Here is a 22,390-nt window from a genome sequence, read left to right as displayed (position 1 = left end):
CCCCTCCCTACTTCAGCCCCGAATGCGCCATCGTATCCATCACCTTGCTCTGCATGAAGATGAAGATGATGAGATTCGGGACGAACATGACCAGCGCCGCCGCGGCCGCCACGCCTTGGCCCGCCACGTTGTTGCCGATCGTCGTGCTCAGCGTCGTCATGTAAAAGGCGAACGTCTTGAGCGTCTCCTTGCTCATGTACAAGCTGGACGTCTCGGCATTGTTCCACACGGTCTGGAACGCGAGGATCGCCACGGTGGCCATTGCCGGCTTGATGAGCGGCATGACAATTCGCAGGAACACAGCGGTATCTCGAGCGCCGTCGATCGCGGCCGCTTCGATCAGCTCGTTCGGAATCTGGTCCACGAACTGCTTGACCAGAAACACGCCGACCGGCAGCGCGAGGAGCGGCAGGACGTGCCCCCAGTACGTATTGATCAGCCCGAGCTTCTCCACGATCAGGTACCGAGGGATCGTCACCGCCGCCGGCACGAACATGAGGGCGATCGTGTTGATCTCGAACAGCGTCTTGCGCAGCTTGAACTTCTTCTTGGACAGCGCGTAGCCGGTCATCGCGCTCGTCAGCAGCGCCAGCGCCACGACCGAGACGGAGACGACAACGCTGTTGAACAGATACTTGGTCACCGGGATGACCGACATGTCCTTCAGGCTGAGCAGCGAGACGAGATTCTCGATCGTCGGCTGGCGGACGAGGAAGGTCGGCGGGAACAGGAACAGCTCGTCGAGCGGCTTCAGCGCCTGCGAGAACATGAACACGATCGGCAAAATCATGACGATGCCGAGCGGGATCAGGAAGACGAAGAATTTGACCTGGCCGATGCCGAAGCGGCTCGGATTGATCTTGTTGCCGTGAAAGGAAGCCACCGGATCACCTTCTTAACGCGAGATTGATCGAACGCCGGCGCGCGAGTCAGTCCTTGTCGCCGAACAGCCGCCAAGCGACCTTGGAGAAGCCGTAAATGACGAGCAGCAGCACGACCGAGATGGCCGACGCGTAGCCCATGTCGTAGCGGATGAAGCCATAGTCCGCGATATGGTTGATCAGGAGCTGGCCGGAATATTGGGGCGTCGGGTTCGTGCCGGACAGCTGCACGCCGATTTCGCCCGCCTGGAAGGTGCCGACTACCGCCATGACCGCGCCGAACAGCATTTGCGGCTTCATGGAGGGGATGGTAATGTACCACACCTCCTGGAGCCGGTTTTTGATGCCGTCCATATAGCCGGCCTCGTACATTTCCTTGTTGATATTCAGAATGCCGGCCATCATGGCGAGGAAGCCGACGCCCATGCTGTTCCACAGCGTGACGACGATCATGATCGGCATTAGGTAATGAGGCGACTGCGTCCACTGGATCGGGGCGTCGATCAGCCCGATTTTCAGCAGCAGGGCGTTCAGGTAGCCCGCGCTGTCGCCGCTGAACAGCGTCAGCCAGATGACCGCCATCGCGACGGCCGCCGTCATCGACGGCGAGTAAAGCGCAAGCGCCAGCACCGTCCGCGATCGTCGCGGGATTTGCGCCAGCAGCCAAGCCAGCCAGAACGACAGGATGTAGCCGCCCGGACCGACCAGCAGCGCGAACTTGATCGTGTTCGGCAGCACGTACATCATGAATTCGCTGTCCTGGGTCAGCAGGTTCACGTAGTTCTCCAAGCCGATGAACCTGGGCCGCTCCACCGTATTGAAGTAGGTGAACGACAGGCCGATGGCCGCGCAGACCGGGACGACGATGAACAGCGAGAACAGGATCAGGTACGGCGCGAGAAAGGCGTATGCCGACAGCTCTTCCTTCAGCGCGCGCTTTATCCGCTTTTGCGGCACGGGGGCGGCGTCCGCATCCGGAGGAACCGGCGATCGCGCGGCCCGCAGGCCCTTTTTTCCCAGCGTCGTTTCGTTCATGGCTTGCTCTCCCGCCTTTCCGGCTCGGGCATGGTCGGCATCTGAAGCGGCTTGATCCACTCGCCGTCCTTCATAAACCCGAACTCCTGCAGCTTCTTGGCCAGCTCGCGGTTCGTCAGGATGGTCGCATCCTCGATCGCCCGCCTCGGATTCACCCCGTCGAAGACGATCTTGTTCCACGCGTCGCTGAGCTGCCGCTCCAGCATATAGTCGCCCGGCACGTGCGGCGTGTCCTTCAGCCACCGCCATTGCTCCTGGATGACCTTGATATGCTCGGACGGCCACGCCATCTGCTCGAACGCCTTCAGATTGGCCGTATTCCACATGAAGGTCGGCCCGTAGATCGTCTGCATCCGGTTGCCGAACCGGATCTGCGTTTCTTCGGACGTCCACCATTTCAGCAGCTTCCAGGCATCCTCCTGGCGCTTGCTGTTCTTGAAGATGATCGACGTCTGCGCGGTGCCGGCCGCCCAGCGCTCGACGACGCCGTCCGCGTTTTTCACGCCGGGCATCGGCGCGATCTTCCACAGCCCGCTGATTTCCGGCGCGGCCGACATCAGCTGGATGTAGGTCGTGATGTTCGAGATGCCGATCGGCAGGCTCCCGTCGCGGAAATGGTTGTAGAAGACGGGCACGTTCAGCGGCAGATTGTACACGGTGAACAGGTCCGTCATTTCCTTGATCCCGGCGATGGCGTTCTCGCTGTCGATCGCGGTCTTGCCGCCGTCCGGCGCAAACAGCTCGCCGCCGTGCTGGTAGATAAACGGCGAGGTGAGCCAGATCTGCTTGTTCCCGCCGGTCAGGGCGAGCGGGTCGAAGAAGTTCAGGCCGTAGCGCTGCAGATCCGGCAGGATCCGCTTCACGTCCTCCATCGTGTCGGGGACCGGCAGCTTCAGGGCGTCCATAATGTCCTTGCGGTAGAAAAGCACCCAAAAATCCTGCGTTTCCGGCAGCGCGTAGGTCCCTCCATTGAACTGGTACGGCAGCATCGTGCCGGGCGCGAACCGCTCCGCGATTTCCGCGTAATCCGGGAATCGGCTGAGATCGGTCAGCGTGTTCCGGGAAGCCAGGTTAAACGGCGTGGCCGTATTGATCGAAAAGGCGGCATCCGGCGAATTGCCCGCCGCGTTGGCGAGGATGAGCTTGGTCTCGTCGGGCATGAGCGAGAACGATACCTTGATGCCCGTCTGCTTCGTAAACTCCTCGTTCGCCAGCTGCTGCATCGCCATGACATATTGGCGGGGTCGGTTCACCCAGATCTGCAGCGCGTCGTCCCCGTTGTCGTTGATCTTGGCGTAGTCCTTGGTAAAGGAACCGAAAAACACCGACACGTTCGACTTCATCCGGCTGAAAAAGCCGGCGTGGGCGGACGGGAGCTTGCGGTCCGCGTAAATGTAGAGCCGGTCGATCGTGAGCGGCTGGTTCGGCAGCTTGGCGAGCGTCTTGCCGAGCTGCTGCATGACGGAGCCGGAACCGCCGTTCAGCCGCGACGTCCGGTACGGAATGGCGTTCGGATCCTTGGCCAGCTCCCGAAGGATCTGCGCCGAGATTTTCATCGACTTGGATGCGTCGGTCGCGCCGCCGATCCGCCGCTGCAGCGCCTCCGTCTGCGTCTCGAGCCGGTCCGCGTAGCCCGAGAGCCGCTCCGCCGCATCGGGGATCTGGTCCGCGAGATCCCAGTCGCGGTTGGCGTCCTGCGTATTGCCAGTCGCCATCTTCAGCTCGATCAGGAAGTCGTTGACGCCCTTCATGACATCCTTGACCGTCAAGATCGTGTCCCGGTAGGGAACGTCGTTCGCCATCATCGCGAGCGTATGCTCGCCCGCGCTCAGGCGGAACAGGTACGGATCGCCTTTTTCATCCGAAAGGACGCGATTCGTCCAGTTTTTCTCGTAGGGAAACGACACTTGCCGCATTTCCTCGAACGGCAGCTCGCCGTCGATCCGCACCGAGCGATACACCGGCATGTCCGTGCCCGAGTCGCTCTTGATCTCGATCTGCTTGTACTTGACCGCGATCCGGTAGTTGCCGTCCTGCGGCACCTTAAACTTCCAAGCGACCTCCTGGCCGCTCACCTGCCAGGAATCTCCCCCCATCGCGTTCAGCCGCATGCTGTCCGGGGTGTACGGAACCGCGGACGGGTCGCCGTCGGCTTGGGCGCGAATGAACGGCTCGTTTTTCCACGCGATGTCCTCGGCTTCCACCGTTTCGATCGCGCTCTGCGCCTCCTCCGAACCGATGGCCGCCGCATATTCGGCGTACGCCGGTACCGTCTCCGGGCTCGCGACGACGATCCGGCCGAGCAGGATCGGCTCGCTCACGTACGGGAGGGAGATCTCGTTGTCGCCGGCCCGGAGGCGGAACAGCAGCGCGCGGTCGTCCGCGGACGCCGCATCCGACACTTCCTGCGTACGCCAGCCGGCGAGCATCTCTTGGTCGGGCAGCACGTCGTTGCCCAGCAGATCCCGGGCGAACGGATACGCCTCGTTGCGCCAAATCTTGGGCAGCTTGAACTGTCTCGCCTGGAAATAAGGGTATGCGCCGCCGATCTGCAGGCCGCGCTCGATGGCGATGACCTTGTCGGTGAGCGGATAGTAGTCGACCTTTATCGTATACAGCCCGTCACGAGGAACATGGACATGAAAAGAAACCGAAGGGGTCGTCTCGTCCCACCGAAACGCCGGGCTGCCGTATCCTTCGCTGTCCGAGGCGGCAGCCAGGGTCGCCGGACGGCCCTCGACGAGGAGCGCCGACGGCGGCACCTCCTGCTCGAACGTATCGGCCGGCCGGACGCTCTCCTTCTCCCACTCGCGCAGTACGTCGAAGTAATCCGCCTCCGTCACCTGCGCGGCCGCTCCATCCGGCGTCTTCTCGGGATTCGCCGCCTGCCCGGCGGGGGCTTCGCCCTTCGCGTCGCCCTTTTTGCCGCCGAACAGTGCGTCGAGCACGTCCTCTTTGTCGGCCGCCCGTTCGTCCCCCGCGGCCGGCTTGTCGCCGATCGCGTGCGCGAGAGGCGCCGGCCCGGTCACGCCGGACAGGCCGACGGCCCCGAGCAGCAGCATCTGGACCAGCAAGGCGGCCCTCATCCTTCTCATCATGTCCTCACTCCCCCTGCGGCGGAAACGATCCCTCCCCGTTTGGGAGGGGAGGGATCTGTGGGTTTACTTGGTAACCGCGCCGATTTGCGTTTGATTCTTGTTGAAGATGTCCATCGCTTTTTTCTGAATATCCTTAGCCACGTCCTCCGGCTTCACCTTGAGGGAGACGAGTTCCTTTTTGGTGTCGTACGGATTGAGCACCTTGTCGATGATCTCGGCGTCTCCCGGCAGCCATTTGTAGCCGTCGACGAAGCCGTCGGGAATCATCGCGATTGCGTCCTTCAGCCCCGGCGCCGTGTACGTCGTGCTCATGTAGGCGTCCCAGACGTCCCGATCGTTCACGAGCGGCAGCGACGTGATCGGCTTCTCGATCTCGTTGATGCGCTGCGTCCAACCGTCCTTGGAGTAGGTCAGCCACTTGATGAACTCGAACGCTTCCTTCGGATGCTCGGTGTTGGCCGCCATGCCGATGTAGTCGGTAATGAGCGGCAGGCGTTGGCCCTTGTTGCCCGGCAGCGGCAGGAAGTCCCACTTGAACTTGGCGTTCTTCGCGACGTCCGCAAACGCCCAATTGGCGTCGACCTTCATGCCGATTTTGCCGGCGACGAACGCGTCCTTATCCTTGCCGTACCACTTGTCCTGCTCCGCCCGCTCGTACAAATCGACGGACGTCTTGTCGTTGTAGACGACGTTGTTGATCCAGTGGATCGTATCGGAGAAGGCCGGCTTGTCGAAGTTGAACTGCTTGCCGTCATACGTCAGCCAGCCCAGCGAAGGATCGAACTGCGGGACGAACAGCTCGCGCGCGCCCAGCAGGTTTTGCACGCCGAACTGATGGTCGCTGACTTTGGTGAGCTTCTTGGCGATTTTCTCGAAGTCCTTGATCGTCCAGTCCTTGGTCGGCAGCGGAATGTTCTCCTTGTTGAACAGGTCCACGTTGATCAGGACGCCTTGCATGAACAGCTGGTGCGGCAGCATATACTGCTTGCCGTTGTAGGCGCCAGTGTCGCTCAGATTGCCGAAGATGTTCTCCGGCTTGTAGTCCGCGTCGGCGTCCAGATAAGGCTTCATGTCCGCCAGCCAGCCGTTCGCGACGTTCGACGGACCGTTGAACACGAAGAAGACGTCCGGCATTTTGCCGGCTGCCGCGGCGGCGCCCAGCTTCTCGTCCCACGGCCAAGTGACGGACTTGTCGATCTCGATCTTAATGTTCGGATGCGCTTTCATAAAGGCGTCCAGCTTTTTCTGCTCGAGGACCGGATCGTTCCAGGTCGCGTACTTCAGCGTTACAACGTCGCCCGACGAAGAGGCGCTGGGCGAGGCGGAGGCGGAAGCCGACGGCGACGACGAAGGCGTGGCTTCGCCGGACGGGCTGGCGCTCGGGCTCGCGTTGCCGTTGCCGGACTTGCCGCCGCAGCCGGCGAGCAGCCCGACCAGCATTACGGAAGACAGAATCATACCGATCGATTTTTTCATAGTGACGTTCCCCCAGCTTGAGAATGTGTTGATCGTCATGCTTGGAAGTGCAAGCTTTCGCGCGGTGCCGTTTCCGTCTTTGCCTGTCGCGCCATCACCTCCCGCGAAGTTTACTTGCCGGGTGCCTAGATGCCCGTGATGCCCGAATCGCCGCGAACCAACTGCGCCCCGCACGAATCCCGGAGGACAAGCTCGGTGTCGAGCAGGATCGAACGCGGCTCGCTCTGCGCCTCCTGCAGCGCCTGGAACACGACATGCGTGACGAGCGTGCCCCATTCATGCTTCGGATGGCTGATCGTCGTGAGCGCCGGCCGGACGAAAGCGGCCAGCCGGATGTCGTCGAAGCCGACGATCGCCACGTCCTCGGGGATGCGGTAGCCCGCTTCCGTCAGCGCCTGGATCGCCCCGATCGCCATCTCGTCGTTCGCCGAGAAGATCGCCTCCGGCACGTTGCCGCTCATGATCAGCGACTTCATCGCCTGGTAGCCGCCGCTTTCCGTGAAATGGCCTTGCGCCGTAAAGGCGGCTTGGTAGGGAATCCCGGCCTCGGCCAAAGCACTCTTGAAGCCCTCGAACCGCTTTTGGTTGTTGTACGAGCCTACGCCGCCGCTCAGGTAGCCGATCTTGCGATAGCCCAGCCCGATCAGATGCTTGGCTGCCGTGCCCGCTCCCTGCACGTTGTTCACCAGCACCTGGTGCACGTGGTCGGCCTTGAGCTCCCGATCCATCACGACGATCGGAAAGTCCTTGCGCGCGACCTGGAGAATGAGCTCGTCCGGGATTGTCGGTCCGAAGACGATGGCGGCGTCGAATTGCTTCTCCCGCAAAAAGCGGTTGGCCGATCCCTGATGGTTGCCCGGCGTGCTGCAAGCCACGAGGTCGTACCCGTTCGCGATGACGACTTCCTCCAGCCCCTGGATGATGGAGCTGAAGAAGGGGCCGCCGAACCCGGTGAGGAAAAGCCCGATCGTCTCCGTCTTCCGCCGCTTCAGGTTCCGCGCGACGGCGTTCGGCCGGTAGTCCAGCTCTTCGATGGCCGCCCAAACTTTGCGTTTGGTTTCTTCGCTGATTCTGGGGTCGTTATTGATCACGTACGAAGCCGTGGAGACGGCTACGCCCGCGTGTCTGGCGACGTCTTTGATAGTGGCCATGGCGCCCTCCCGGGGAACGATCGATCGTTGTCGCTCATTCGTTGAATCGTTTCAATAAGTTATTACCAATATAAGCAAAAATGACACCGTTTGCAAGAGGAATTTTGGGTGATATTAATGAAAATACTATCATAATTTGGCAATTTCGCGTGGTGCGAATCTCTTTTAATTGAAACGATTCTATTTAGACGTGCTGGGGCTCTACGGTTGCGACCGTATCGGATCGAACGCCGAAAAGCCCTCTCCCACATTCGGGAAAGGGCCGGAGCAGCTTGGGGATTACCCGACTTTGAGCACCGTCAGGGAAGCGCCCTGGCCGTCTTGAAGAAGGAGCAGGCCTGCTTGGCCGTAAGGTTACACTCGAAGGTTGCTCCCTGTCGGGAGGTTCAGGAGGTCCAGATGACGTTCTTGGGTCACTCGGACAACGGAATGACCATATTCCACGTGTTCTTGCACCCGAAGTCCTCCCCGTCTGCCGTAGCCGCGAATAGGTGCGTCGGTCTGCCATCCTCGAACAATAGAAAAGGGCGTTCGAAATGCCCCATCCGCTCTACCGCCCCGTCCTCCCAGACGACGGTCCGCGAGTAGGCTTGGGGGCGTTCGGCTACCTGCCAGTTCAAACCGTCCGGCGACAGCGCATGGACGCCTCCGTGTTTTTCGCCGAATCTCCCCTCCATGTCCTTGGCGATCATTTCGTAACCGGCGGAAGTCTTCCAAACGAAAGGGTCTTCGAGATGAATTTCGGAAGGAGGAAACAGAGGCTCTTCGCTTATTTTCAGATAGGGTCCTCGATAATGATCCGCCCGAGCAGCCCCGAGGGACATCTCGCTGTATCGATACCCCCTATACTGCCTGGCCTTGTAGATTAATAGAACGGACCCGTCCTCATGCAGACAAGGCGCCGGGTTCGATGTCAGATAGCTGTCGAACAGGCGGGGACGAACGTCCACGATCGGTCGATCACTCCTCCGCCAAGGGCCGAATACGCTGTCCGAAACCGCCAGTCCGACGCGCTTGTTCGCCCGGGCTACGATGCAGCGCGGGTCGTCCAAACCGTAGCTCTCTCCGGGCCGGACGTCCGGGAACGGATAGGTCGTCCCCATGTAGTACAGCAGATACGTATTCTCATGTCTCACGATATGGGGGTTGTGCGTGCTGCGGCCGTCCCAGTATTCCGCGCCTCTGGCCTGCAGGACGGTCTCCTCATATCGATAGGGACCTTCCGGGATGTCGGATACGGCCCGCACCACCTCCGAATGAACGAGCCACCCCGGATGCATCGGCAGATGCATGGACCAGCGGGAGGCGAACAGATGATACCGCCCGTCCTCTCCTCGAACGACCGAGCCGCACCAAACCCAGTAGCCGTCCATCCGGAAGCCGCCGTTTCTCGGGGCGGGCAAGAACCGTTCGCGCAAGCTTCTCGTCGTCAATTCTCTCTCCCCTTCCTTTCCGGAGATTGCGTGAGTCCGCCCCTCCTGCATCCCATCCTTAAAAGATGCGGTTCGTCCAGCCGCGAAGCTTGGCGATCGCCTCCATGTAGAAGTAGTCTCCGTAAATCAAGGAGACGTTCACGTTCGAGCCCGCCGGCTTGTGGCCCGTCCCTTCCTTCAGCAAGCCCTGATAGACCAGGTCGTTCAAAGCGCTGTAGCGCTCCGACGACAGGGCGAGAAGCAGCCGTTCCGCGGCGAGTTGATAGATTCCGCCCCATTCGGGATCGGCCAGCCGCGCGATCTCGAGCAGGCCCGACGCGGCGATGGCTGCTGCGGAAGTGTCTCTCGGCTGCGCCGCGAGATCCGGCGCCCGGAAATCCCAATGCGGAACGCCGTCCTCCGGAAGGCAGCTGACGAAGTAGTGCGCGATCCGCTGGGCGGCATGCAGATAAGGATGAATGCCCGTATACCGATAAGCGTTCGCCATGCCGTACAGCGCCCACGCCTGACCCCGGCTCCATGACGAGAAGGGCGCGTGTCCTTGACCGCCCAAATACGCCTTCACCGCGCCCGTCTCGGGATCGAACGCGACGATATGATGGACCGACCCGTCCGGTCGGAGGAAGCGGCTCAGCACCGTATCGGCGTGCGCGCAGGCGATCTGCCGGTACCGCGGATCGCCCGAACGTTCCGAAGCCCAGAACAGCAAAGACAAGTTCATCATCGAATCGATGATAGCCCAGCCGATCTTGTCCTGATTCCACGCCCGGAGGAACCGCCCGTTCAGGTTGAACCGCCCCGCCAGGAAGCCCGCGGCGGCCAACGCCCGCCGGCAGGCGTCCTCGTCGCCGGTCAGCCTGTGCTTCACGACGGCGGTCGGCAAGAACTGGAAGCCGACGTCGTGGTGAAAGTTGTTGTCCCGGACGAAGGCTTGTTCGATCCGCGCATCCCATGGCCAGGCCGCTTCGTGGTAGGTTGCGCTGCCCGTCAGCTCGTGAAGCAGCCACAGCTGCCCCGGCCAGAAGCCCGAAGTCCACCAGTCCAGCCGCACATCGTCATAGACGCCGGCCGCCGAGACGTGCGGGGAAGCGTCCCCGATCGCCTCCAACATCCGGTCCGTCTTCCGCAAGATCCCGGACCACCAGTCGTCCAGATCTCCCGGCTTCAGATTCATCAGATTCATCATCGACATCTCTCCTCGCGTTCCGTCTCATCGCCCTGCATGCTTCCGACGATCCGGTACGTTCTGCCTCGCTCCGCCTGCCACTCGGCCTCCCCGCCGGGCTTCGACTCGGAGACATACGTCTCTTCTTGATAGATCGCCACCGGAACGGCGCTGCGCACCGTGCAGCGACGATCGTACGCCGCCGCGACGGCGGCTTCCGTCAACCGCCCGTTCTTCCACGCCAGATCGACGGTCCACCCGCCCCTCGCGCGAAGCCCTCTCGCGCGGCCTTCGCTCCAAACGGCGGGCACGGCGGGCAGCAGGACCAACTCCTCCGCATGCGACTGGAGGAGCATCTCGGCGATCCCTGCCGCCCCTCCGAAATTGCCGTCGATCTGAAACGGCGGATGCGCGTCGAACAGGTTCGGGTAACTGGACGTCTCGAGCAGCCGCCGCAAATGCTTGAAGGCTTCCTCCCCCTCCTCCAACCTCGCCCAGAAGTTCACGATCCAGGCGCGGCTCCACCCCGTATGACCGCCGCCGTGCGCCAACCTCGCAACGATCGTCCGCCGGGCCGCCTCCGCCAACTCCGGCGTGCGCCGGGCGTGGATCTGCCCGCCCGGGTGCAGCGCGAACAGCTGGGAGATGTGACGGTGCCCCGGCTCCGCCTCGTCCCAGTCCTCGAGCCACTCCATGATTTGCCCGCGCTTGCCCACGGCAGGCCGCGGCAGCTTCGCCAAGGCCGTCTCCAACTCCCCGCGGAACGCATCGTCCAGTCCGAGCGTGCGCGCCGCCTCGATGCAGGCGGTCCACAACGCATGAACGATCTGACTGTCCATGGACGGCCCCATGCACAACGTCCCCGTCTCGCCGTTCGGCCGGACGAAGCGATTTTCCGGCGACAGCGAGGGACCGGTCACCAGCCGCCCCCGCTCGTCCTCGGTCACATAGTCGAGGAGGAAAAGAGCGGCTTCCTTCATCAGCGGATAAGCGCGTCTCGCGAGGAAGGAACGGTCCAAGCCGAACCGGTAATGCTCCCATAGATGCAGACAGAGCCAGGCAGCGCCCATCGGCCAGATCGAGGAGGATAGGAGTATCCCCTCCACGTGCGTCTGCCCCCACAAGTCCGTGTTGTGATGGGCGACGAACCCCCGGCAGCCATATAGGCGACTGGCCGTCTCCCGACCGGCGGGCAGCATCCGCTCGAGGAGGTCGAACAGCGGCTCATGGCACTCCGGCAGTCCTGCGGGCTCGGCTGGCCAATAATTCATTTGCGTATTGACGTTAATCGTGTACTTGGACTCCCACGGGGGCGTAAAGCTCGCGTTCCAGATGCCTTGCAGATTGGCCGCGAGCGTGCCCGGACGCGAGCTGGACAGCAGAAGGTAGCGGCCGTATTGAAAATAGAGGGCGAACAGCCCGGGATCCTCTGCACCTTCGCGCAGCTTCCGCAAACGGACGTCCGTCGGCAGCGAGACCGGATCCGGGCCGTATTCCCCGCCGTTCCCCAGCTCAAGCTCGACTCTCCCGTAGTACGCCGAGTATTCCCGCACGTGACGCGCCAGCAGCGATGCGTACCCTCGCTTGCTCGCGCGGCGCAATTGCTCCTTGCACAGCGATTCCGGGTCCGGCGTGCGGAACGTCGTGTTCCCGGCCAGCAGCAGCATCGCGGCATCGGCGCCTTCGATCGAGAGGAAATCCCCCGAAGTCCGGACGGTCCCGCCCTCCGCGACGGCCTGGACGGCGACTGCGTATCGGACGCCATCCGGTCCGCATTGTCCCCGCATCAAGATCGCATCCGGCGCACAGGCGGCCGTTCCCGGATCGAACGGACGCCTCATCAGGTTCACGCCCAGCGTGAGCCCCCCCTTGGTGCCGGCCGTCAAGCGGACGACCATCACCTGATCGGCCGCGCTGGAGAAATATTGCCTTCCATACGCGACTTGACCCAACGTATAGTTCACGCTGGCCACGGCGTCACGCAAATTCAGTTCCCGCACATAGCGTACCGGCGTGCCTTGATGTCCTTGCATCCAGATCAGCAGCTCTCCCAGCGGTTGATAGGGCTGCAGATACTTCGGGCTCGACGTCAGCGACATTCGCGCCAGGTGCTCCGCTTCGCCCTGCTTGCCTTGCGCGAGCAGGCTGCGAATGTGCGGGAGATGCGCCGGCGCGGCCGGGTTGTCTCCCGGATTCGGGCCGCCGTGCCAGAGGGAGTCTTCGTTCAATTGGATCTTCTCGGCCGCCACCGAACCATATACCATGCCGCCGAGTCTGCCGTTGCCGATCGGCAGCGCTTCCTCCCACTCGCGGGAGGGAGCGTCATACCAGAGTCGATGCTCGATGCCGATTCCCTCCCTTCGCGCCGATCCGCGCCCATGAACGATTATTCATCGTCGAGTTTCGTCTGAGCGAGACGCCACTGAATGACGCTATAGGAAGCGGGCAACGACGCCTTGTCCGTTCCGTTCAATGCCGCCTTCAGGCTTCCGTCCGCTTCGCGCGTCACGACCGCCTTCCACCAGCCGCCTTGCCCGCTTTCATGCGCCAGCGTCTCGCCGTCGTCGTCATACAGCCATCCTTCTCCCGGACTCGATCCGAAATGAACGAGCGTAAGCGGCGTACGCTCGCCTGGCCCCGGCGCATGCGGCAAGACCTCCGCCAGCGGCAGGATCGCGCCGTCCCGGACGAAGACGGGAATCGTTTCGAGGCCCGGCCGAACCCGGATGACCCTTCCTCCCTCGTAGCGCTCGCCCGTGTCGAGCCCCCACCAGACGCCCGCCGGCAGAAGCACGTTCCTTTCGGCTTCGCCTTCCGTCATCGGCGCGACGAGCAACGACTCGCCGACCATATATTGATCGTCCCACGCCGGAGCGAGGCGCTTGCCATAGGCGGCGTCCGTCGTGTTCAGCGTCTCCGTCTCCCGTCCCAGCCGCGCCTCCGCGACCGCCGCCTCCTCCGGCGAGACGACGAACGGCATCGCCCGGAAAGGCGGGACGCCTTCGTCCCTATAACGGGCGAATGCCGAATACAGATAGGGCAGCAGCCGCATCCGCAGCTTCAGATACCGGCGGACGATCGGCTCCGCCTCCGGAAACGACCAGGGCTTGGTCCCGTCGCCCCAGGCGTTCAGCATCGCGAGCGGGGAGAAGACGACGGTCTGCATCCGCCTCACCCAGTCCTCCGCGCTGCGCGCTTTACGCACCTCAGGCGTCCAGAGCAGCCCGCAGAACGAAGCGTTGCAGAGCGCCCTGATGAATTGCCTGTGATCGTAAAGATCGGAATAGAGCACGTAAGGGAGCGAGGAGGCCCCCGCGTTCGACGCCCGTACGAGACCGTAGGTTCTCCGGTTGTCCGCGCGGTACAGGTCGTTCGTCATCTTCTGGAACAGCAAGCCGTACATCTGCCGCATTTGCTCGCCGTCGAGACCGGAAGGGAACGCGGCATGCCCGGGAAACATCCAGGCGTTGTTCGTCAGTTCGCTGCCGTCGCATTCGTCCAGCTTGTAGCCGGACACGCCGATCGCGACGTGCCGCTCCCTATGCTGCTTCGCGTACGCCTCCCTAGCCTCCGGCATCGCATAGTCCGGAGCCAGCCCGCCCCAGACCGTATGGCTGCCGGCATATGGCAGCAGCTCCGGATAGAGCTTGCTCTCCGGGGAGACGTAGGGATGCTCCCACAGATTGACGCGGAACCCGTGGTCCCGCAACTCGCGCACGAACCGCTCGGGCTCGGCGAAGCGCTCCGGATCCCATTCGCCCGTCGCCGGGTAGCTTCGACTGTGCCAGCCCGGCTCCAGCCCGATCACGTCGCAAGGGTAGTCCCTGCGGCGGAACTCCAGCGCTTCCGCGAGCGCCTCCTCCGCGCCGAACTGCGTCGGCACCCGGTGCCAGAAGCCGAGCCCCCACTTCGGCGGCAGGGTACCGCCGCCGCAGAATAGATTGTATCTGCGCACCGCGTCGCCCAACTCAGGACCGCCGAACACGTAGATTTCGGTGCCTTCGTCGGGCAAGGGGATCTCGACGCGCGAAGCGGAGAGCGTTGCCCGCCAGCCGGGATCGCGGTTGCGGTCCCTCGCGTCCTCCACCCGCGTATCCGCCAGGGGAAAGCTGGAGCCCAGGTACATCGTGATTGCGCGAGACGTGTCGATCAATACGCCGTACCCCCGGTCGCTCACGTAGAACGGGACGGGTGCATGCGTCTCGCCCGTATCCTGTTTCGGATCACTGTTAACGCGCAGATAGCGGGTGCACCCTCGCTGGTTCAAACGCATGAATTGCAGACCGGTGCCGTACAGCTTCTCTCGCCCGTCCAGCGGCAAGATCAGGATCCGGCGGCCTCCCCCGCCTTCCGCCAGCGCGATGTCCGCCCATGAGAAAGGCGGATCGGCCGACGGCATCCGCCCCAGCGCCTCGAGCTTGGGCGCCGCCCCTACCCAAGTTAATGGCGTGAAAGGGTGCGGGCTCCCGACGGTCAAGCACCATACGCCCGGGGCCGCTAATCTCCAGGTCATCCTCGTCATCTCCTGCGCCTCCTTCAACGTATCGTGCCGGATCGAAGCTTGAACCTCTGACGCTATAGCGGCGGGAGCAGCACCCGTTCCCTGCGACCCGACTCGTCCGCCAGATTCGCGAAATGAATCAAGGCCTGCGTCTTGAGGTAATCCCGCCCGCACGTCTCCGCTTCCCGGCGCTCCCGCAGCGAGGCCAGGAATTCGTCCAGCGTATCGGAACGATCAACACCGCCCCAGTCGTCGAATGCTTGCACCTCGCCATCCCGATGAAGCCGGAGGCGCTGGCCGGCCAGCTCCAGCATGCCCATCGTCCCCTCGACCCGCCAGTCGCCGCTCCAGGGCGTCTCCGGTCCCCGCGACGCGATCGAGGCCGCATAGGTCGCCGCGATGCCGTCCTCCAGCTCGAGCAGCACGCTCGCGTTCAGCGAGGCTCCGTCCTCCTGCCAGCCGCCGACCGGATTCCATAGCCGCGCCTGCACGATCACGCCCTCCCGGCCCGTCAGATACCGGAGCATGTCGAAGTGGTGCACGCCGATATCGTCCAGAATTCGGACCGCGTACTTCCGCTCCACGCGGTGATAGCGGAAGAACGAGACGTCAATCGTTGAGATTCGGCCGACGACGCCTTGCTCCAGCAGAGCCTTCATTAGGCGGACGTAGGGAAAGCGTCGGTAATTCTCGGCCACCATGAACGGAATGCCCTCCCTGTCCGCCCGAGCCACCACCTCTACCGACTCCCCATAGTCGAACGCGATCGGCTTCTCGCACAGGACGGGGAGCCGGCGGTCGAAAGCGGCATGGTTCACCCGGGTATGCACGGCCGGGGACGTCACGTTGACGAGGAAGTCGGCGGACTCCCTGTCGAGCGCCTCCTCGAGCGACGTATAGAACGGAACCGGCTCGCCGTTAAGCTTCGCGCGCATGGCGGAATCGACCTCCACGACGGCCGCCAGATGGCCGCGGTCCCTCAGACGCTTGTACCAGCTATAGCCCGCGTTCCCAAGTCCGACTAGGATCGCCTTCATGCGGATGCCCCCTCGTCATCTCGCACTCGTGTCTCGGCTTCAGCCAATCCGTATCTCCGCGCGGCGCTGTCGCAAAGCCATTCTCTCGCCGTGCGGAGCGCGGTCTCCCGGTCGATCCACCCCGACGTCAGCCGCTCCCAGAGGAATTCGCCCGCGAGTCGCTTCACGAGCAGGATCTTGCCGTAGCACCACTCCATGCCCCGCGCGTCGGAGACGACCAACGAGCTCTTCGCGGCCGGCAGCGCCTCGAGCCGGTACTGCATGCTGTCCCGGTAGGTGCTGGCGCGGAAGTTGAACCACCACATGCCGCCGACGTGCACGTTCGGGAAGTTCCAGGCCGCCTGCACGGCATCCAGATTGTTCAACTCGGAGGCGAGCACCAGTTCGAACTGGCAGCTATAATGCTCGAACAAGGCGGACAGCTTCAGAATGCGCGACGTGTCGTTCGCCGGAACGGCGGTACCGCACCAGGACCGCTCCACGCCCAAGAACAGTTGGACGAGCAAGCCGCTCCGCTCCGCTTCGGCGCATATCCGGTGCAGCAACTCCATCAAGATCTCGTCGCGCGAGGCGTTCGGCCCAATCGGCCGAGTCTCGCGCGCGCTCGTCTCGTACCGGGGCAAGGTCGTCATGATGCCCGGGCATCCAGACGCGCGATAGGAGGCGAACAGGGCGGCGATAGTCGCGCCGACCTCCTCAAGCGTCTGTGCGGGATTCAGAGAAGCCGCCACCTCGTCGGTCCACTGGCCGATGCGTCCGTCGATTCGCGGTAGAATCACGGCGGGCTCGCGCATCCCCAGGAACGCGGCATGCTCCGGGTGATTGACGACGAACCGCCGGATACCGAGCCGGTCCGCGACTTCTTGGGCCCACGTCGGACTCGCGCCCGAACGCCGGATTGCCTCATCCGCCTGCCGGACCGACTCGGCATCGCGGAGCTCGATGCCGTACAGATCCCGCAGCGTCGCGGTGAACGCCCAATTCATCAGCGTGCTTCGGGTCGCCCGATAGGCGGCCAGAAAGGCGCGAATGCGCTCCTCTTCCGGCAGCTCCGCCGCATTCGCCGGATAGCCGCCCGCCTGCATCTCCCTGAGCAGCCAGAAGTAGTGGGCCAGCTCCCAAAAATCCCGCGCTCCGAGCCGGTCCCCGACCAGGTGCGTGTGCGTGTCGAATACAGGCAGTCCCATGATTTGCGCCATGAATTCATCTCTGCCTTCTTCCGCTCGAACGTTCATCGTCAATGCCTCCTTTTTTTTGCGGCTCTCCTCTCGTCATTCGGCGGCTAGCCGGTACAGCCGGCTTTGAAAGTCGCCCTTCCGGACCGGCAGCTGCAGGCCGATCCGCATCAGCTCGTCGCCGCCGAAGCGGTCGGCGGCCTCCTCCGGAAAATCCGGGTCGGACACCGCATAGTCGCGTGCCGGGTCGAGGCCCTGCAGCCGGAGCTTACGCAGCGGCGGGTTCGGTTCGGAGAGAACCCGAAAGTACGCGACCAGCGCCTCCGTCCTGTCGTCGGATACGAACATCCAGGCGGTGTCGTTGCCCTCGAAGGGGCTTAGGAGCCGATAGAAATCGCCGGTCTGAACCAAACCTCGCAGCTCCTTGTAGAGACGGATCTGCCGCTTCGCCGACTCCTTCTCCTCCGCCGTCAACGTCGCCAGATCGAGCTCGAAGCCGAAGTTGCCCGACATGGCGACATGACCCCGCATTTCCAGGGGCGTCGTCCTGCGTACCTGATGATTCGGCACGGCCGATACGTGCGCGCCCGTCGCGCTGACCGGGTAGACGATGCTTGTGCCGTACTGGATCTTGAGACGCTCTACCGCGTCGGTGTCGTCGCTCGTCCATATCTGCGGCATATAGTAGAGCATCCCCGGATCGAAGCGCCCTCCGCCGCCGGAGCAACTCTCGAACAGAACGTCCGGAAACGCCCCCGTCAGCCGCTCCAGCACTTCGTAGAGGCCGAGTATGTACCGGTGCGCCGTCTCCCGCTGGCGTTCCGGCGGTAGCCCCGCAGAGCCGATCTCCGTCATGTTGCGATTCATGTCCCACTTGACGTAAACGATCGGTCCGCTCCGCAGAATGGCACCGACCGCTTCGACGATATGGTCCCGGACATCCTGCCGGGTAAAGTCGAGCACGAGCTGGTTGCGCGCCTCCGAACGCCTGCGGCCGGGCACGTGCAGACACCAGTCCGGATGCATCCGGTACAGTTCGCTGTCCGGCGACACCATCTCGGGTTCGAACCACAGGCCGAACTGCAGGCCCAGATTCGTCACGCGAGCCGCCAGGTCGGAGATCCCGCCCGGCAGCTTGCGCCGGTCGGCGATCCAGTCCCCAAGAGAGCTCTTATCGTCGTCCCTCCGCCCGAACCAGCCGTCGTCGAGCACGAACAGCTCGACGCCCAGCTCCCTCCCTGCTCCCGCGATGGCTTCGATCCGGTCCGCGTCGAAGTCGAAGTACGTGGCCTCCCAGTTGTTCAGCAGGACGGGACGCGCGCGATCCCGATGCGCGCCCCGGCACAGACGCGTGCGGTACAGCCGGTGGTATGTCCGCGACATCCCGCCTAGGCCTTCCGCGGAATAGACGAGCACCGCTTCCGGCGTCTGGAACGACGAGCCCGGCTTCAGCAGCCATGCGAAATCGAACGGATTGACGCCCATGACCAACCTGGTCGTCCGGTAGGGATCGACCTCGGCATGGATGACGAAGCTGCCGCTGTAGACGAGGCTGAAGCCGTACACTTCGCCGCGCGTCTCGTCCGCGCCCTTCCGGAGCAGCGCGAGAAACGGATTCAGCGAGTGGCTGCTCGCTCCACGCCTGCTCTCGATGACCGACCCCCCGGACGCAACCGGGCGCCGCTCGATGTGCCGCTCTCTCGCCCAGGAACCCTGGAGCTGAAGCGCGTCAAAGCCGTCGTCCGGCAAGTCGATACCCGCGCTCAGCGCGCGGAGCAGCCGGATCGGACGCGCGCCGGCATTCTCGTAGCGAACCGAGCGCGCCACCGCGTCGAAATCGCGGAATACCGTGTAGCTTAGCACCGCCCGCAGCCCGATCAGCACGTCGGAAAGCACGATCTCGAGCGTATCGGCTTCTCCCTCACGCTCCGCATAAGTGGCGGGCAGCCCCTCAAGATTCGGCTTGCCGGCAAAGATCCGATACGACTCGTAGACCAGCTCGCACGCGGTCGCGCCGTCGTCGTCCGTTTGCAGCTGATAGGCCGGCACGCGGAAGTCTCCGCTGCCGAAGCCCGGCAGCTCCTGCGACAGCGTATCGAGCGACAGCGTCAGGTCCGACTGATCCACGATCGGCGAGAAGGAGCATCTTCGTCTGCGCGCGTGAAGACCGCCGAGGTTCGTGCCCCGGACCCGGCCTCCCCAATGGACGTGCGCCAGGTATTTGCCGTGAACCAATTGCATGACATAACTCGAAGACGGGCCTTGCAGATGGAACGTTTGCGAGGCGCCGTCGTAGGCGATGGACATCTCTCTCATTCCTATTCCGATAGATTGGGAACGCTCTGCGAACCTCCGCGACGAGAACGACTCCATGATACCTCTCCGCACCCGGCGCGACCATGTCGTTTCTATTGATCGGGCTGTGTTTTCCTACGCTGACCGTTTGTTCCTAAGACCGTTCGCGCCGATAACCTTCAGGCAAAGGGGCCCTAATCGACGGACGTCAAAAAGCGCCTTCGCCGCGCGCATAGACGCAGACAAAGACGCTCTCGATTTAAAGCAGCTGCCGATACCCCGATGCCCGCCTTCCCTTCGGCAGCACCATTGTCACCCGGGTACCGACCTGTTCCTCGCTCTCGATCCGCAAGCCGAACCGCTCCCCGAACACCATCTGAATGCGCCGGTGCACGTTTAACAGGCCGATGCCTCCCTTGTGTCCGGCTGCGTCCGGCAAGTCCTCGGCCAGACGATTCGCTTCCAGCTTGCGCCTGAGCTCCGCCAATCTCTCCGCGGGTATCCCGCTGCCGTTGTCCTCTACGCGGATCCACAGCCGATCCTGATCTTCGCCGCAATCGATGCGGATGAAGTGGTAATCCTCCGCCCCCTCCGGGAACGCGTGCTGGAACGCGTTCTCCACCAGCGGCTGCAAAGTGAGCCGAACCATCGCATGCAGCAAATAAGCGGGCCGGATGGCGACATCAATCTCGAAGGCCCTTCCCATGCGGTGCTGCATCACGTTCATGTAGTACATGACGTGCTTCAACTCGTTCGCGATCGTGATCTCCTCCAGATTGGTCTGTACCGAATATCGCAGCATGTAGGCCAGCGATTTGACGATCTCGGTGATCTCCTCCGAATCCTGAACGGCCGCGTAGCAGACGATCGTCTCCAGCGTGTTGTACATGAAATGAGGGTTGATCTGCAGCTGCAGCGATTGGAATTCCGCCCGCTGCCGCTCCATGCGGATCTCCTGGTTGCTGAGCTCGACCTGGACGACCTTGTCCACGGCATCCGACAGCCGCTTCACCATCGTGTTGTACCGCAGCATCAGCTCCGCGATCTCGTCGCGGTGCTTCGGCAGCGGGATCGGCGCCCAATTGCCCTTCTCCGTCTCTCGCATGCCCGACTTCAGCGTCTGAATCGGCCTCGTGATCGATTTGCCGAAACGGTAAGCGAGCAGAATCGCGAGCAGCAGCGTAAAGGAGCCGAACAGGAGCGTGGAGTTGCGGATGTTCGTGACCGGCTTCCGCCATTCGTCGACCGGCATCGAGACGACCAGACGCCAGCGCGAGTAATCCGACATCCCCGCCATGTAGATCCGCCGCTCGCCTTCGCGATCGTCGACGAAGGAGGCGTCTCCCGCCCGAATCAGCTTCTGTTGGAAGGCTTCGGGCAGCGTGCTGCCGATTTTGTCGGTCTCCGGGTGATAGATCAACTGGCCGTTCTCGTCCGCGATGAAGAGGTAGCCGAACTTCCCCAGGTCTACCCCTTTCCAGAGCGCGGACAGATCCGCGGAGCGCATCTCGATGGCGACCAGCCCGCTCAGCTCGGGCGACCCGAACCCGCGAATCCGGCGGACGAGCGTCAGCATCTGATTCTCCCGCCCGGTCATGACACTGTGCTTCAGGATGCTCAGCCGGCCGGCCGCGCTCGTGTTGCGCATGAAGTAATCCCGCTGCTCGCGAATCTCGTCCGGGCCGAAGGACTGCTCGTTCGAATTGTTGAAGTAGTAGACGGCATTGCCCTGTTCGCTGATCACGTAGACGGCCTCGATATTGGGGTTGCGGATGAACAGCGGGTCCGCCCCAACCTCTCGGATCCACTTGCGGTAATAGTAATAGTCGTACGCCTCCCGATCGCGGGGCAAACCGATGAACTCCAATACGAAGCGGTTCGTGAGCAGCGACACGATGGACCGTTCGTAATCCTTCAAGTACAAGTCCGTATGGTTGGCGGCGTTGCTGACGATCTGCGCCATCTGCTTCTCCGCCAGCTCGTCCAGCTCCCGGGAGGAAGTCGTATACGCGATGGCGACGCCGCTCAGAGTGAACCCGATGACGACCAGAAAATAGAAGATCAGCTTGGCGTACAGGCTGCGGAATCTCATTTGATGCCCAACGAGGCCCGGTATTCGGAAGGCGTAACCCCGACAAGCTTCTTGAACGTTTTCGTAAAGTGGGGGTAGTCGTCGTATCCGACCTCCGCGGCGATATCTACGATCCGGATATGCGGCACGGCCAGCAGCGCCTTCGAACGATCGATCCGCTTGTTGATCCGGTATTTGACGAAGGTCTCGTTGGTCATCTTCTTGAACAGCGAGCTGAAATACGTAGGCGTCAGCCCGACCATCGCGGCGACCTGTTCGAGCGTAATCTCCTGCGACAGCTTGCTGTCGATATACGCTTTCACCTCCTGCATCGGATCCCGGAAGTTGCCTCCGCGCATCGACAGGAGCTCTTCCAGAACGCGGCGAAGATCGTCCTCAAACGCGTCGAACGCGGCCCCCGCATTGCCAGCGCTCTGGAAGGTCCGCTCCCTTGCTGGCGTGAATTCGCGAGCCCGGAGTCGCTTGAGGAGCATCGTCCAGCAGTCGTCGAGAAGCTCCTTGAGCTGAGCCAAGGATAAGTTCGCGGCCAGGTAATCCGCGCGCAGCCGACCGTTCAGCGCAGACAGCTCGTCGGCTTGGGCGGACCAGATGTGCTGCTCCATCAGATCGATCCACTCGACGTACCGGGACGGGGCGATGTAGCCGGCCGTCCGCTTTTTGGCGAGCCTGTTTAGGACCTCTTGGATATCCGGTTTTGTAACCGGTTTCAACAAATAATGCTTAACGCCGTAGCCCACGCACTTCTGGGCGTAGCCGAAGTCGTTGTACCCCGAGATGACGACCGTTTGGACGTGAGGATACTCGTCATGCAGGATCCGGCAAAGTTCAAGTCCGTCCATCTTGGGCATCCGGATGTCCGTCAGCACAATGTAGGGCTCCGCCGCGCGAATGCGGTCCAAGGCGGCGATGCCGTTGTCCGCCGTATCGACGTTGGCGCATGCGGGGACGTATTGTTCGACCATTTTGGCGATTCCTCTGCGGATGACGGGTTCGTCGTCTACGACGAGTACATGCATGAACGTTCCCCCTGCCCGTTCTGGAATGTCCTTCG

14 protein-coding genes are annotated in these 22,390 nt (G+C 62.8%); all 14 read right to left on the bottom strand.

The window, feature by feature from the left end; genetic code table 11:
- Positions 1-7: 7 nt before the first annotated feature.
- Positions 8-883 carry a carbohydrate ABC transporter permease gene (locus tag LKX83_RS34415; protein ID WP_227883264.1) on the bottom strand — a complete coding sequence of 292 codons (876 nt, stop codon included), beginning with the start codon at positions 881-883 and terminating at the stop codon, positions 8-10.
- 46 nt (positions 884-929) lie between these two features.
- Positions 930-1,916 carry a carbohydrate ABC transporter permease gene (locus LKX83_RS15885; RefSeq protein WP_227883263.1) on the bottom strand — a complete coding sequence of 329 codons (987 nt, stop codon included), beginning with the start codon at positions 1,914-1,916 and terminating at the stop codon, positions 930-932.
- Positions 1,913-5,014: an extracellular solute-binding protein gene (locus LKX83_RS15880; protein WP_227883262.1), complete on the bottom strand. Its 3,102-nt coding sequence runs from the start codon at positions 5,012-5,014 to the stop codon at positions 1,913-1,915. Before LKX83_RS15880 ends, LKX83_RS15885 begins: the two co-directional genes overlap by 4 nt.
- Before the next feature lie 63 nt (positions 5,015-5,077).
- Entirely contained in the window at positions 5,078-6,490 is a 1,413-nt protein-coding gene (locus LKX83_RS15875) for an extracellular solute-binding protein (protein WP_227883261.1), read from the bottom strand.
- A gap of 125 nt (positions 6,491-6,615) precedes the next feature.
- Positions 6,616-7,641, bottom strand: coding sequence for a LacI family DNA-binding transcriptional regulator (locus tag LKX83_RS15870; RefSeq protein WP_227883260.1), 1,026 nt, complete (start codon positions 7,639-7,641; stop codon positions 6,616-6,618).
- Between the two features lie 413 nt (positions 7,642-8,054).
- On the bottom strand, positions 8,055-9,074 hold the full coding sequence (locus LKX83_RS15865) for a glycoside hydrolase family protein (protein ID WP_227883259.1): 1,020 nt from the start codon (positions 9,072-9,074) through the stop codon (positions 8,055-8,057).
- Positions 9,075-9,132: 58 nt separating this feature from the next.
- A complete protein-coding gene (locus tag LKX83_RS15860) occupies positions 9,133-10,257 on the bottom strand; it encodes a glycoside hydrolase family 88 protein (protein WP_227883278.1) in 1,125 nt (374 codons plus the stop codon).
- Positions 10,257-12,584 (bottom strand): glycoside hydrolase family 95 protein, encoded by a 2,328-nt coding sequence (locus LKX83_RS15855; protein WP_227883277.1) that lies wholly within the window; start codon positions 12,582-12,584, stop codon positions 10,257-10,259. Before LKX83_RS15855 ends, LKX83_RS15860 begins: the two co-directional genes overlap by 1 nt.
- 41 nt (positions 12,585-12,625) lie before the next feature.
- Complete coding sequence (locus LKX83_RS15850) at positions 12,626-14,752, bottom strand: TIM-barrel domain-containing protein (protein WP_227883258.1); 2,127 nt, start codon at positions 14,750-14,752, stop codon at positions 12,626-12,628.
- Positions 14,753-14,814: 62 nt separating this feature from the next.
- Complete coding sequence (locus LKX83_RS15845; protein WP_227883257.1) at positions 14,815-15,777, bottom strand: Gfo/Idh/MocA family protein; 963 nt, start codon at positions 15,775-15,777, stop codon at positions 14,815-14,817.
- On the bottom strand, positions 15,774-17,012 hold the full coding sequence (locus LKX83_RS15840; protein WP_227883256.1) for a glucuronate isomerase: 1,239 nt from the start codon (positions 17,010-17,012) through the stop codon (positions 15,774-15,776). The genes LKX83_RS15845 and LKX83_RS15840 overlap by 4 nt, the downstream gene beginning before the upstream one ends.
- 36 nt (positions 17,013-17,048) lie before the next feature.
- Positions 17,049-19,259, bottom strand: coding sequence for an alpha-galactosidase (locus LKX83_RS15835; RefSeq protein WP_227883255.1), 2,211 nt, complete (start codon positions 19,257-19,259; stop codon positions 17,049-17,051).
- 247 nt (positions 19,260-19,506) lie between these two features.
- A complete protein-coding gene (locus tag LKX83_RS15830) occupies positions 19,507-21,339 on the bottom strand; it encodes a cache domain-containing sensor histidine kinase (RefSeq protein ID WP_227883254.1) in 1,833 nt (610 codons plus the stop codon).
- Complete coding sequence (locus LKX83_RS15825; protein ID WP_227883253.1) at positions 21,336-22,355, bottom strand: response regulator transcription factor; 1,020 nt, start codon at positions 22,353-22,355, stop codon at positions 21,336-21,338. The genes LKX83_RS15830 and LKX83_RS15825 overlap by 4 nt, the downstream gene beginning before the upstream one ends.
- Positions 22,356-22,390 lie beyond the last annotated feature (35 nt).

This window comes from Cohnella baijiui (genome assembly GCF_020731285.1).
Classification (GTDB): domain Bacteria; phylum Bacillota; class Bacilli; order Paenibacillales; family Paenibacillaceae; genus Cohnella.
The sequence above is the reverse complement of the archived record's forward strand: the minus strand, read 5'-3'. Positions and strand labels throughout refer to the sequence as shown.